At 59.1% G+C, this 13774-nt stretch carries 12 protein-coding genes; 4 read left to right on the forward strand and 8 right to left on the reverse strand.

The window, feature by feature from the left end:
* Both ACZ5A6_RS16565 and ACZ5A6_RS16570 read left to right on the forward strand, forming a co-directional pair.
* Positions 1-939: an ABC transporter substrate-binding protein gene (locus ACZ5A6_RS16565; protein ID WP_065662550.1), complete on the forward strand. Its 939-nt coding sequence runs from the start codon at positions 1-3 to the stop codon at positions 937-939.
* A 133-nt stretch (positions 940-1072) separates the two neighbouring features.
* A complete protein-coding gene (locus tag ACZ5A6_RS16570) occupies positions 1073-2008 on the forward strand; it encodes an ABC transporter substrate-binding protein (RefSeq protein ID WP_464111180.1) in 936 nt (311 codons plus the stop codon).
* A gap of 87 nt (positions 2009-2095) precedes the next feature.
* Here ACZ5A6_RS16570 and ACZ5A6_RS16575 read toward each other — a convergent pair whose 3' ends face one another.
* Positions 2096-3421 (reverse strand): NAD(P)/FAD-dependent oxidoreductase, encoded by a 1326-nt coding sequence (locus ACZ5A6_RS16575; protein ID WP_060642327.1) that lies wholly within the window; start codon positions 3419-3421, stop codon positions 2096-2098.
* Between the two features lie 231 nt (positions 3422-3652).
* Between ACZ5A6_RS16575 and ACZ5A6_RS16580 the strand changes: the two genes are divergently transcribed.
* Positions 3653-4129: an Lrp/AsnC family transcriptional regulator gene (locus tag ACZ5A6_RS16580; protein WP_013761655.1), complete on the forward strand. Its 477-nt coding sequence runs from the start codon at positions 3653-3655 to the stop codon at positions 4127-4129.
* 103 nt (positions 4130-4232) lie between these two features.
* On the opposite strand, the gene ACZ5A6_RS16585 is transcribed toward ACZ5A6_RS16580, so the two are convergent.
* The 7 genes from ACZ5A6_RS16585 to ACZ5A6_RS16615 all read right to left on the reverse strand — a co-directional run bounded on the left by ACZ5A6_RS16585 (position 4233) and on the right by ACZ5A6_RS16615 (position 12781).
* On the reverse strand, positions 4233-5888 hold the full coding sequence (locus ACZ5A6_RS16585; protein WP_464111181.1) for an ABC transporter ATP-binding protein: 1656 nt from the start codon (positions 5886-5888) through the stop codon (positions 4233-4235).
* Positions 5888-6739 (reverse strand): ABC transporter permease, encoded by an 852-nt coding sequence (locus tag ACZ5A6_RS16590; RefSeq protein ID WP_013761653.1) that lies wholly within the window; start codon positions 6737-6739, stop codon positions 5888-5890. The genes ACZ5A6_RS16585 and ACZ5A6_RS16590 overlap by 1 nt, the downstream gene beginning before the upstream one ends.
* Positions 6739-7689 (reverse strand): ABC transporter permease, encoded by a 951-nt coding sequence (locus tag ACZ5A6_RS16595; RefSeq protein ID WP_003511075.1) that lies wholly within the window; start codon positions 7687-7689, stop codon positions 6739-6741. Before ACZ5A6_RS16595 ends, ACZ5A6_RS16590 begins: the two co-directional genes overlap by 1 nt.
* A 198-nt stretch (positions 7690-7887) precedes the next feature.
* Positions 7888-9498, reverse strand: coding sequence for an ABC transporter substrate-binding protein (locus ACZ5A6_RS16600; protein ID WP_464111182.1), 1611 nt, complete (start codon positions 9496-9498; stop codon positions 7888-7890).
* Positions 9499-9586: 88 nt separating this feature from the next.
* Complete coding sequence (locus tag ACZ5A6_RS16605; RefSeq protein WP_019564741.1) at positions 9587-10300, reverse strand: HAD-IA family hydrolase; 714 nt, start codon at positions 10298-10300, stop codon at positions 9587-9589.
* A 256-nt stretch (positions 10301-10556) separates the two neighbouring features.
* Entirely contained in the window at positions 10557-11930 is a 1374-nt protein-coding gene (locus ACZ5A6_RS16610) for an aminotransferase class III-fold pyridoxal phosphate-dependent enzyme (RefSeq protein WP_464111183.1), read from the reverse strand.
* A gap of 14 nt (positions 11931-11944) precedes the next feature.
* On the reverse strand, positions 11945-12781 hold the full coding sequence (locus ACZ5A6_RS16615; protein WP_065687792.1) for a GNAT family N-acetyltransferase: 837 nt from the start codon (positions 12779-12781) through the stop codon (positions 11945-11947).
* 324 nt (positions 12782-13105) lie between these two features.
* Here ACZ5A6_RS16615 and ACZ5A6_RS16620 point away from each other — a divergent pair, with 324 nt between their 5' ends.
* Positions 13106-13774, forward strand: coding sequence for a haloacid dehalogenase type II (locus ACZ5A6_RS16620; RefSeq protein ID WP_003511068.1), 669 nt, complete (start codon positions 13106-13108; stop codon positions 13772-13774).

A 13774-nucleotide genomic window follows, 5' to 3' on the forward strand; every position in this document is an offset into this window, starting at 1 on the left:
ATGGCTTTTTCATCGAAATTATTGTCGTTGCTTGCAGGCGGTCTTTTCACCGCTACCACCGCGCTGATACCGGCTGCGCATGCGCAGGAAATCGACCTGTCGCCGGAGCAGAAGGGGCGAGTGCGCGCCGAGAAGGTGGAAGAAGCGATCAAGCTTCTGCCCGCTGGCCACAAGTTCGTCGCGGATGGAAAGTTGACGGTCGCGACCGTGCCGTTTCGGCTGCCGCTGGTCGATTATGCCAGCGATACGAAAACGCCTATTGGCGTGGAGCCGGATATCGCCCAGCTGGTTGCTGACAGTCTTGGCCTTGAACTTCAGCTAGTTCCCATCGCCTGGGCCGATTGGCCGCTGGGCCTCACCTCCGGCAAATATGATGCCGTCACCTCCAACATCACGGTGACGGAAGCCCGTAAGGAAAAATTCGACTTCTCCAGCTACCGCAACGACCTGCTCGGCTTTTACGTGGGCAGCAACAGCAAGGTGACGAGCATCAGCAAGCCCGAGGATGTTGCCGGGTTGAAGGTTATCGTCGGCGCTGCCACCAATCAGGAGCAGATCCTGCTGAAATGGATCAAGGACAACAAGGCCAAGGGTCTGGCCGACACCGATGTGCAATATTACGACGATCAGGCCGTGCTCGATGTCGCCCTGCAATCCGGCCGCGCGGACGCCTATCTCGGCCCCAATGCGACGTCAGCCTTCCAGGCAGCAAGCCAGAAGAAGACCAAGCTCGTTGGTACCTTCTCCGGCGGTTGGCCCGAAGCGGCGGAAATCGCCGTTGCCTCCAAAAAGGATGCCGGAATTGCCGCAGCCATCACGGCGGCACTGAACGCCCAGATCAAGAACGGCAATTACGGCAAGGTTCTCGCCCGCTGGAACCTCGGTTCGGAAGCCATCACCGAATCCCGGACCAATCCGCCCGGTCTGCCCAAGAGCTGAGTGCTGGTTTGCTGCCAGAAAGCTGAGTTTCCACAAAGCTGAGTTGAAGGTGGGACATCACTCAGCCGGTAGCGCGGGCCTCCTCCCGTCCGCGCTACCTCCGTCCCGCAATCCATTTTATCGGGGAGCCAGAATGGCACTCACCTCTCGTCTTGCCACAGTCACGTTCGGCGTTTTTCTCTCTATCGCCGCTTTCGGGTCGGCTTTCGCAACTGATGTCTTCGATCTTTCGCCAGACCAGCCTGGCCGGATCAGGGTAGAAAAAGACCCCGCAGCGATTGCCGCCATCCCGAAAGATTTCAAGTTCATCACCCCGGGCAAACTCACGGTCGCGGTTGCACCTGGCGGACCACCGCTCGCGACCTATGCGACGGACGCCAAGACCGTGGTGGGTGCCGATCCGGACTATGCGCTTGCGGTGGCTGATAGTCTCGGCCTTGAGCTTGAGCTGGTTGCTGTCGCCTGGGCCGACTGGCCGCTGGGGCTTGCCTCCGGCAAATACGATGCTGTCATCTCCAATGTCGGGGTGACCGAGCAGCGCAAGGAGAAGTTCGACTTCTCCACCTATCGTCAGGGCCTGCACGGCTTTTTCGTGAAGTCCGACAGCGGCATCACCGCCATAAATGAGCCGAAGGATGCGGCGGGCCTGAAGATCATCGTCGGCGCTGGCACCAATCAGGAGCGTATTCTGCTGAAATGGAATGACGAGAATGTAGCCGCCGGTTTAAAGCCGCTCGAGCTGCAATATTATGACGACGAGGCCACCCGGCTTGTCGCGCTTTCTGCCGGGCGGGCCGATGTGATCGTCCAGCCGCATGCGCAGCTGGTCTTCATCGCTGCGCGTGACAAGACCATCAAACGTGTCGGAACACTCTCCGCCGGCTGGCCGGAACGTTCGGATGTCGCCATCACCACCCGCAAGGGTTCGGGATTGGCCGATGCGCTGACGCTCGCCACCAACGATCTGATTAAGAGCGGCGCTTACGCGAAGATACTGGAACGCTGGCAGCTCTCGGAAGAGGCCTTGACGGAATCGAGAACCAACCCACCCGGCCTGCCGAAAAGCTGACCGGTCGAATAAATGCGGTGGACGGCAGCACCTGCAGGTCATGCCTGCGGGTGCTGTTTTATTTGTCTGTTGGCCTGCGCAGAACAATCAGAAATCCGCGACCTTGCCCCATGACGAGTCAAGGAAACGGCTGGGATGATACGGGGCCGGGTCAACGATCGGGGTTGAACCCGTCACGATATCGGCGATCAGGTGGCCAGCGCCGGGGCCGATGCCGAAACCGTGGCCGCTGAAACCGGCGGCGAGGATGAAGCCGGGCAATTCGCTGGTCTCGCCGATGGCGGGCACACCATCCGGCGTGCTGTCGATGAAGCCGGCCCAGGCAGCGGATATCTGGGTTTTGCGGAGTGCAGGCAGAAGTTCCAGCGCCCTTTTGTGGGTCTCACGGATGGCGGCGGCATTCGGTTTCGGATCGAGAATACGAACCCGCTCCATCGGCGTCGGCGCATCGAGCCGCCAGTGTTTCAGCGTTTCGTGCCCACCGCGAATCCCTTCCAATCCACCCGGTCGCAGGCTGCGCCAGCGCTTGAGGAACATCGGAACGAATTCGCGTGCAAACCGCATTTGCTGCGCGGTCGGGTCGATGCGACCGAGGCCGCTGATGGCGAGCGTGTAACCGCCGTTGCTCCGGCGTGTTACAGAAACGGCTTTTGTATGCAGCGCATCCGGCAGTCCTTCCGCACCTGCTGTGACGGACAGGATTGAGGAGCGGACAGCGGCTTGCGGAAAACGAATTCCGAGCTGGCGGCAGAAGGACGAGGCCCAGGCGCCGCCGGACATGATGGCGGTTTTGGTGCGGATCGTGCCTTTTTCGGTAACGACGGCGCTAACGCGACCACCTTCCGTCTCCAGACCGCGCGCGGCGCAATTCTGGTGCACCGTTCCGCCCAGTTTCATGAGGGCACGCGCGACGGCCGGCGCCGCCATCGAGGGATCGGCGGTGCCGTCCGTTGGCGAAAAGACGCCACCCTTCCAGCGTTTCCCAGTCGCGCGTCCGCGGTTGCTCGCCTCATCCGCGCTCAACATATGCGTCGTCACGCCTGCGGTGATGGCAAAGTCGCGCCAGCGCGCCCAGCCGGCAATTTCAGCTTCGTTGTCGCTCAGGTAGAACAATCCGCAGCGGCGGAAACCGGTGTCTTCGCCGCTTTCTGCGGCAAACCGTTCCCAGAGCGTCAGGCTCTGCGTTGAAATCGGCAATTCGCGGGCGTCGCGGTTCTGCTGCCGGCACCAACCCCAGTTGCGGCTGGATTGCTCCGCGCCAACAAGACCTTTTTCGACAAGAGCCACTTTCAGGCCACGCCGGGCGAGGTAATAGGCTGCGAACACGCCGACGATACCGCCGCCAATAATGACGGCGTCCGCCGATTTCGGCAGTTCCGGTGATGTCGTGATCTGTTGCAGCGGCGCAGGCATGGTGGGGCTCCTTGTATTCGTCTTAATTTACCTTGGTCGCCGGGTAAACGCTGCCAGACTGCGCCGATTGCCGGAATCTCCTGCTGTTCGTAGCCATGTCTGCAACTCTTTATGCTGGATGAAAAAAACATCCCCGCGTCGACAGGGCACGCTCATGTGATAATATTTCCATGGCCGCGTCAGAATTTTATGCCGCGTGCACGAAAAAATATAAAAGGGGTTCCGCACGTGATGAAACTTGACCGGATCGACATCAAGATCCTTTACGAACTCCAGAAAAATGGTCGCATCACCAATGTCGAGCTGGCGGAGCTTGTCAATCTCTCGCCAAGCCCCTGCCTGATGCGCGTCAAGAAGCTTCAGGCCGAGGGCTATATCGAAGGTTATTCGGCACAGATCAACATCAACAAGCTCGGCCAGACACTGACGGTATTTACCGAGATCACGCTCAAGAACCACCGCCAGATCGACTTCGCCCGTTTTCTCGGCGTTATCGAAAAGATCGATCAGGTGGTAGAATGCCACCTCGTTTCAGGCGGTTACGATTACCTCCTGAAATTCGTCACCTCCGGCATCGTCGAATATCAGTCGATCATGGAGCGGCTGACGGACATGGATGTCGGTATCGACAAATATTTCAGCTTCGTTGTGCTGAAATCGCCGATCATCAAATCGCATATGCCGCTGACCAGCCTGTTTCCGCTTTGAGGTCGAAGACGTCCCTTTGCAGGGGCGCCAGAATGTCGAGACGTGTCGCTTCATACTCAACGTCATCCTGGGGACAAGCCCGAGGATGACGAAACTGATGTTGTCACCTCTTGGAAAACGCCCGCACCAACTCTGCATCCTGCTGAAGATTGTCTAGCCATTTCGGGTCGAGCTTCGGTACCGAGGAGAACAGGAGCTTCGAATAGGGATGGGTCGGCGACTTGATCGCTTCCGTTGCCAGATGCTCCACTTTCTGCCCGCCATACATCACGACGATTTCGTCGCAGATGGTTTCCACCACAGAGAGATCGTGGCTGATGAAGATGTAGGAGAGGTTCAGCTCTCGCTGGAGTTCGCCGAGCAAGTCGATGATCGCGGCTGCGACGACCGTATCAAGCGCCGAGGTAATTTCATCGCAAATGATGAGCGATGGTTCTGCTGCGAGCGCGCGGGCGAAGTTGACGCGTTGCTTCTGTCCGCCCGACAGACCGGAAGGATGGCGGTGGCGAACCGAGCGCGGCAGCTTCACCATATCCAGCAACTGGTCGATCCGGGCGTCGCGCGCCTTGCCTCTCATGCCGTGATAAAAGGTCAGCGGCCGGCCGAGAATATCCTCGATGGATTTGGCCGGGTTGAGCGCCGTATCGGCATATTGGAAGACGATCTGCATGCGACGCAATTGATCGCTGGTGCGTTGGCGGGCATCGGCATCCAACTGCCGACCTTCGAAGATGACATGACCGCTGGCGGCGGGCAGAATGCCGGCAATGGCGCGCGCCAGCGTCGATTTTCCGCAACCGGATTCGCCGATGATGCCGAGATTGCGTCCGGGATAGACTGCAAGGCTGACGGAATCGACCGCACGCACCAGCGGCATATGGTCGTCACCTTTCGTTCCATATCCGGCGATCAGCTTCTCGATATCCAGCAGCGGCTTCGCGTCACTTTGTTTTAGCGGCGCTACGGTGCGTACCTTGTCATTAAAAGCGGTGAGCAACTCCCGCGTATAAGGATGCTGGGCATTCTCGAGAATATCCGTGGTCGTACCGGTTTCCTGTATCTCGCCGCCTTTCAGCACCACGATCCGGTCGGCAATCTGGGCGACGACTGCGAGATCGTGCGAAACGTAAACGCCGCCGATACCGCCCTTGCGCATCGCTGATTTGAAGGCGCGGAGAACCTCGATCTGTGTCGTCACATCGAGTGCCGTGGTCGGTTCGTCGAAAATGACCAGGTCCGGGTTGCCGATCAGCGCCATGGCTGCGGAGAGACGCTGAAGCTGGCCGCCGGAAACCTGGTGCGGATAACGGTCGCCGATGGTTTCGGGATTGGGCAGCGACAATGCCTTGAACAGTTCCACCGCTCTTTGGCGCGCCTCCTGCGGCGGCATCAGATCGTGGATGCGGGTGACCTCTATGACCTGGTCGATAATCTTTTGAGCCGGATTGAAGGCGGCTGCGGCGCTTTGAGGGACGTAGGAGATTTTCGTACCGCGGATCTTCGCCCGTTCCATTTCGGAAAGCTGTACCATGTCGCGGCCTGCCACCGTGACGCTGCCGCCGGAAATACGGCAGCCTGGGCGGGCATATCCCATCAATGTCAGTGCAATGGTGGTCTTGCCGGAGCCGCTTTCGCCGATCAATGCGACTATCTCGCCATCGGCGATATCGATGTCTACACCCCTGATGATTTGGATGCGGCGGCCGGAATCGGTGGTCGCCTCGACTTTAAGTCCTCGGATTTTAACAAGATTTGTCATTATTCGCTCCTGTCGCGGATTTTCTGCGGCAGATTGTCGATCAGCAGATTGACGCTGATCGTCAGGCTGGCAATCGCCAACGACGGAAAGATCACGGCTGGCGCAGCAAAGGGCAGGCCGCCGATGTTTTCACGCACCAGCGCACCCCAGTCTGCATTCGGCGGCTGTAGGCCAAGACCGAGAAAGGAAAGGCCCGACAGAAGCAGCACGATGAATACAAAGCGCACGCCGAGATCGGCCAGCACGGGACGGATGATGTTGGGCAGGATTTCGGAGCTGATGAGGTGCAAGAGGCTCTCGCCGCGCACGCGGGCCACGGTGACGAAATCCATGGTGTTGACATTGACGGCGAGCGCCCGGGCAAAGCGATAGGCGCCCGGCGTATAGATTACCGACAGGGTGACGATCAGCACAGGAATGGAGGAGCCGACGGCAGCGACAACCACAAGCCCGAAAAGCTTGCTTGGAATGGAGTTCACCGCATCGAGAAAACGGCTGAGGGCCGCATCGAACCAGCCGCCGACCACGGCAGCGCTCATGCCGAGAACGACGCCCGACACGCAGGCGATCGTGACGGCCGCAAGTGAAATGCCGACCGTGAAACGCGCGCCCATGAGAATGCGGGAAAACACGTCGCGGCCGAGATAGTCGGAGCCGAGCCAGAGATCGGAGGTCATCGGACCGAAATAATCGAGATCGACGATTTCACCGACGGGATGCGGGATGAGATAGGGCGCAAAGATCGCAACCATGGCCCAGAGAAAAATGACGAGAAAGCCGAAAACGCCGACGACGTTGATTTTGTAACCCAAGCGCGAGGTCCCCGAAGTTGTTTTGATATTGTCGGTCATCAGCGCAGCCTCGGATTGGACATGATGGCGATGATATCGGCGGTTGTGATGAGGAGGAGATAACCGACGCAGAAAATCATTGCGCAGCTCTGGATCAGTGGCAGATCACGGGTCGCGACGCCATCAACCATCAGCTTGGCGATGCCTGGATAATTGAAGATAGTCTCGACGATGATGACGCCGCCGACGAGATAGGAGAGCGAAAGGGCCACCGCATTGACGATGGGACCAAGCGCATTGGGAAGTGCGTGGCGCAGGACGATGCGCATGCGCGGTGCGCCCTTCAGGAGCGCCATTTCCACATAGGGCGTATCGAGCGTCTCGATGACGGCGGCGCGGCTCATGCGGATCATCTGTGCCGACACGACGAAGGTGAGCGTGATGACCGGCATGGCGTAAACCCGCAGCACATCGAACACTGTATGCACCTCGCTGACCAGCGACAGGGCTGGCAGCCACTTCAGATATACGGCGAACAGCAGAACCGCGAGCGTCGCGATCATGAATTCCGGCACGGAAATGACACCGATGGTCAGGATGGTGACGGCGCGATCATAAAGCGTTCCACGCAGCATGGCGGAGCTGATGCCGAGCGTCAGGGCCAGCGGCACGGCGATAACAGTGGTGATGCCGGCAAGCTTCATGGAGTTGACGAAACGTGGGCCTATGAGGTCGGCGATGGCCATATTGTTGGCGTAGGACGTGCCGAGTTCGCCGTGCAGCAGGCCAAAAAGCCAGCGGACAAAACGCAGAAGGGCCGGGTCGTCGAGATGCATGGCGGTGCGCAGACCGGCCACGGCCTCCGGCGTTGCCGACTGGCCAAGAAGGATCGTTGCCGTGTCGCCGGGCAGCAGGCTGGTGGCGGAAAAGACGATAAACGATACGATAAGCAGCGTCGTCAGCATGACGACCAGCCGCCTGGCGATAAGGGAGAGTATCCGGCTGTTCATTTACATGCTCCTGCGACCTGCCTGGATCATGATGATTTCAGGCCCGATCGACCTGAAATCATCATGATCCAAATTATATAGCTGTAGCGAGATATCAGGCGAAAACCGCTTGTTTTTCAAAGTGTCGCTCCAGCTGTGGAGGCTTCCCGCACCGGCGGAAAGGTTGCCGGGCGCATCGGCGCCCGGCCCCTTGGTCTATCAGGCTTCGAGCCAGACGTATTCAGCAAACGCGTAACCCATCATGCCGCCGAGCGGATTGGCTTCCAGACCCTTCAGCTTGGAGGTGATGGCGTCGACATTGGTGATATAGGCGGGAATGATGGTGCCGGCTTCGTCGGCGATCATCTTTTCCATTTCGAAGTAGATCTGCTTGCGCTTGTCCATGTCCAGCATGCCGCGTGCTTCGAGCATCATCTTGTCGAACTTCGGCGACTTGTACTGGCTTTCGTTCCACGGCGCGTCGGAGGCGTAAAGCAGCGAGAACAGAATATCCGGGGTCGGGCGCGGGTTGATATTGCCGAAGTGAATAGGCGCCTTGAGCCAGTAATTGCTCCAGTAACCGTCCGAGGGAACGCGCTGCACATCCAGCTTTACACCGATTTCTGCGGCCGACGCCTGGATGATCATCGCCATGTCCACGGCAGAGTTTGCAGCATCCGAGGTGATGACGGGGATAGACTGACCGATAAGACCCGCTTTTTCAAAGTGGAACTTCGCTTTATCAGGATCGAAGGCCTTCGGCTTGAGGTCCGGATTGTGGTAGGGACTCATTGGCGGCACGGGCTGGTCGTTACCGACCTCGCCGAGGCCACGCAAAGCCGCCTTGACGATCTGCTCGCGGTTGACGATCGACTTCATGCCGGCGATGAAATCGGCATTGTTGCCGGGCGTCTGGTCCAGCCGCATATTGAGGTTGGTGTAGTTGCCGGACGTTCCCTTGGACAGAACGATGCCTTCCTGCTTGTCGAGCAGGCGCAGCGAACGCGGATTGATAGCCGCTGCGAGGTGGATATCGCCCGAAATGAGGGCGTTAACGCGGGCATTGTCTTCGGCAATCGCGAAGAATTCGAAGCTATCGACGTGCGGACCACCCTGTTTCCAGTAATTGGTGTTTTTCGACATGATCGAGCGGACGCCGGGTTCGAATTTCTCCAGCTTGAAGGCACCGGTGCCGTTCCCCTTGGAGAAATCGGTCGCGCCATCGGCAACGATCATGAAGTGATGCAATGCCAGGATGGCCGGCAGGTCTGCATTTGCGTTTGCCAGCGTGATCTCGACGGTGCTCTTATCGCTCGCCTTGAAGCCGGTCATCTGGGCGGCGATCTTGGCGACCTTCGAACCGACGGCCGGGTCAAGGTGACGCTTCAGCGAATAGACCACGTCATCAGCGGTCAGTGCCTTGCCGTCGTGGAAGGTGACGCCGGAACGCAGCTTCACGGTCCAGGTCTTGGCGTCCTTCGTTTCGATGGATTCGGCCAGCTCCATCTGGGGCGTGCCGGAAACATCGAGGAAGCTCAGCCGGTTATAGAGCGCGCAGCAACGAACGTAATCCGTCGAAAGCGAGGCTTTTGCGGGATCGAGCGTGTCGGCCGTGGAGGAGGACCAGCCGGCCGCCTTCAGCGTGCCGCCGGAAACGGGAGTGGCCGCCAGCGCCTGCGAGGCGCGGCCGAGAATGGCCGAACCGGCGGAAAGTGCTACGCCGCCGGCCAGCATCATGTGAAGCAGCTCTCGCCGCGTCGCGCCGCGACGGATAGCCTGTTCAACGGCGGCATCGTCAGAGCGGGTCCAATTTGTAATCCTGTCACTCATGGTCTTCCCCTTTTGTATGATTTGTTGAAATGGCATCTGCAGTAATTTTCGGCATCCACGCCCGAGTGCGCGTCATGCCACAGGCGGTTCAGCGGCCCGAGTGTCTCGTGGCCTCGGCAAGGCCGGCCATCGAGGTGAAGTGGTAGTCCGGTTCGGTAAAGTTCTCCGGCTCGATGGTGCCGCCATATCCCTTCTGGGCGTGGCGGCGCTCTATCCAGCAATTGGTCATCCCGAGTTTCCGTGAAATGCCGATATCGTGGTACTGGCTCTGCGCAACGTGCAGAATGTCGTCCTTCGATGCGCCTTCGCTTTCAACGAAGGCGAAAACCTTCTCGAAGAATGCGGGATCCGGCTTTTCCGTGCCGGTATCATCCGCTGTGAAAGCGGCGTAAAAGGGACTACCGAGTTCCTTCGAGAAATACTCGAAGGCCCAGCGCTGGGCGTTGGTCATGGCAATGAGACGATGCGTCTTTGCAAGCTCGGCCATCGCGGCACGACTGTCTTCAAAGCCTTTCCAGTTTTTTGCCGCGTCGCGCAGGCGCTCACCTAGAGCGCGCTCCGCCGGCAAACCGAGTTCCGGAGCGATGATCAGGTAGACGCGGACGAGATCGTCCGGAAACAGATCGGTGGCGTCGGAGTAACGCGCCGCGCGGTAAAGGCTAAGCGCCTTTTCACCGTCGACCTCAACGCCGTTTTCAGCGCCGATCTGGATCAGGGTCGATTTCAAGCCACCTTCGAAATCGATGAGAGTTCCCACCACGTCGAAGCTCATATATTTGAAGTCGCTCAGTTTCTTGGGCAATGTCGGTCTCCGCTTTGCCGCGCAGAGCCCTTGGGAAGGCTGCGGCATTTTATTCTGTTCCCGGACGGGATCCTTGCCCCGTTCCCATTCTTGCTAACGCCCTTTTTTATGGCGTTTAGTGCTTTTTCTGTTGATAGTTTGGCAGTTCCAGCGCGCCGGATTCTCCGAAAAGGATCGGGTCTTCGGCAGAATATTGCGAATATGTGCGGCGTTGCGACATTTCGAGAAGGTGCCGCAACGCCATCCACTGTTCGCCTCAGGCCATGGCGGCCCGCACTGCCGGGTCCTCGAGCGTCTGGTCGAGGGTTTTCCGCGTCCGCTCTATAATGGCGTCGATCTCGTCATCGATGCAACACAGCGGCGGCGCGTAGCCGAGGATGCCGTTGGCGAAGGCGCGCACGATGAGGCCGTTTTCCCAGGCGCGGTCAAAAACCTTGCGTGCAGGGGCCGCTGCAGCCGGCAGCGGGGTTTTCTTCTCTTTGTCGGTCACGAGTTCGATAGCGGCAAGCATGCCCCGGCCACGTACATCGCCAACCAGCGGATGGCTTCTCAATCCTTCCAGCCCGGCCATCAGCCGCTGACCGGCGCGCCGGCCGTTTTCCAGCAGCCCGCCCTCGTAAAGTTTCAGCACTTCGAGACCAACGGCGGCACTGACGGGATGGGCGGAATAGGTATAACCGTGCCCGACCGCGGCATCGCCGGCGAAGTCGGCTATTGTATCATAAACATGGTCGGCCATGAAGACGGCGCCCATCGGAACATAGCCCGAAGTGAGACCCTTGGCGGCCGTGATGAAGTCCGGCACGATATCTTCGTCGGCACAGGCAAACAGTGGTCCCGTGCGGCCGAAGCCGGTGATGACTTCGTCGGCAACGAAGAGAATGCCGTAGGAACGGCAGAGTTCTCGCATGGCCTTGATCCAGCCAGGCGGCGGCACCAGAACGCCACCGGAGCCCTGAATGGGCTCTGCATAAAAGGCGGCGACCCGCTCCGGGCCGATAGCCTCGATCTTGTCCTTCAGGATTTGCAGGGAAGAGGCGATGATGGCGGCGGGGTCGCTGCCGACCGGATTGCGATAGGCATAGTGAGACGGAATTTTGTGCTGCCAGTCGTAAGGCACGCCGAAACCTGCATGGAAGGCAGGCAGCGCAGTCAAGCCTGAACCGGCGGTGGTGGAGCCGTGATAACCCTGTTCGATGGAAATGAACTGGTCGCGCTGCGGCTGGCCTTTGGCGTGCCAGTAATAGCGGATGAAGCGGATGGTGCTGTCCACCGCGTCGGATCCGCCAAGCGTGAAATAGACGTGGTTGAGTTCGCCGGGCGCGCGGTCGGCGAGTTCGGAGGCGAGGCGGATGGCGGGTTCGCTGCCAATGTCGAAATAGGCAGTGGCATAGGGCAGTTCACGCATCTGCTTTGCCGCCGCTTCCACGATGCTGTCATGGCCATAGCCTGCATTGACGCACCAGAGGCCGGCAAAACCGTCGATCAGCTGGTGGCCGGTCATGTCGGTAATCGTGGCACCCTTTGCCGATTTCAGCACGCGAACGCCAAGCTTTTCATGGCCGCGGAAGGAAGAGACAGGGTGCACCAGATGGGCGCGGTCGAGCTCGGTCAGTGAATTGCTTAACATGGGTCTCTCCGGATTCAGCCCAGCGCCTGGCTGGTCAACGCGAATGTTTTCAGTTTTTTGTCGGCAGAGGTTTCCGCCTTCGGCCGGCGCATAGCGATGCCGCCACCGACATGGGCAAGACCGTATTCGGCAAGCCAGGGACCTAGGCCCGTCTCGGTGGTGGTGTCTACGCGCAGGAATGCGCCGGGGCGCTCGGAAACTACGAAGGCAATCAAATCCTTTGCGATTTCAGCAGTTTCCGCCACAATCGGGCCGATGACTTCACCACGGCCAAAGGCGCGAAGGCCTGCAAAACCCATGATGGCGCCATGCTGTTGAACCACCGCAAACCGTGCCCTATCTGCAAGCTCGGTAAAGAGTGCCGTACGATCCGCACCGAATGCCTGCGCGTCGAGTGCGGCTAGCTCGGCCGGTACAATCGTTTCTGCCCATGCCACGTTATCGGGCTTATCGGCGGCTGTAGGAATTCCCTGGTGCTGACGCACCTCGCCGCATGCGACGAACCCCATCTTCTCATATAGGGGGAGGCCTTCAGCGGTGGCGGTCAGACGGCACTCGCGATTTTCCGCAGCATCGACGACCGCCTGCATCAGCTTGCGTCCGAGACCACGGCCGCGCATGGCCTCGTCCACGATCACCATGTTGACGGTGGCGCAGGTGTCTCCGAGAAGCGTGGCCATTGCGGTTCCGACGACGCGACCGTTTTCGATAGCGACGAAACCCTTGCTCAGTGAAAGGACGAGCGCCCAGTCTTCCCGGCGGTGTGGCCAACCGGCCTGGCGGGAAAGCTCGACGGCGGCGTCGAGGTGTTGCGGCTCAAATTTCTGGATATCGATGAGGCTGGCTTGCATGGCCCAACTCCGTTTTATTCTTCATGTTCATTGATAGACCGACGGCAAAAGAACATTGTCCCGACGAATGGCAAGGTTCGATATGTTTCACTGTTGCTTTTACCCGCCGCCGCATCTTATGCCGCACATCATCTGCTTCCATCCGCAGAACGGGGGTGGGCGGCGGCTTCCGGTTTTGTCGCACGCAACTCTCTGCCAAACTGGCGGCTGCATACGCAACAATCTGCTTTCGCGAATGGCAATTGCAGTGCGTCGACCGGGCAAAGGCCTCTATGATCTTGTTATTGCAGCCACCACCCATCCCCAAGCAAGGACGACGACGACATGACCATCTTCCGCCCGAAATACATCACTTTCGATTGCCACGGTACGCTGATTCATTTCCAGATGGCAGAAGCTGCCCGCGATCTCTATGGTGATCGTTTGGGCGAGGCCGAGATGCAGCAATTCATCAAGGACTTCTCTGCCTATCGCCTGGACGAGGTCATGCATGACTGGAAGCCTTACGCCGAAGTTGTCCATAACGCCCTGTCGCGCACCTGCAAGCGCAACGGTGTGGCCTTCAAGGACGAAGATGCGGTAATGGTGTATGAGCGCGTTCCGACATGGGGTCCGCATGCGGACGTTCCGGCCGGTCTGGCGAAGGTTGCCAAGGAAATTCCGCTGGTCATTTTGTCTAACGCCATGAATTCGCAGATCATGTCGAATGTGGCAAAGCTTGGCGCGCCGTTCCATGCTGTCTATACCGCCGAACAGGCGCAGGCCTACAAGCCGCATTTCAAGGCTTTCGAATATTTGTTCGACATGCTCGGCTGCGGCCCGGAAGATATTCTGCATGTCTCGTCCTCCTTCCGCTACGACCTGATGTCCGCGCACGATCTTGGCATCAAGAACAAGGTCTGGGTCAACCGCGGCCACGAACCGGCAAACCCCTATTACGGTTATACGGAGATCTCCGATATTTCCGGTCTCGCGGGCGTCGTTGGACTGTAA

This window comes from Agrobacterium sp. 6Ca8 (assembly GCF_055382765.1).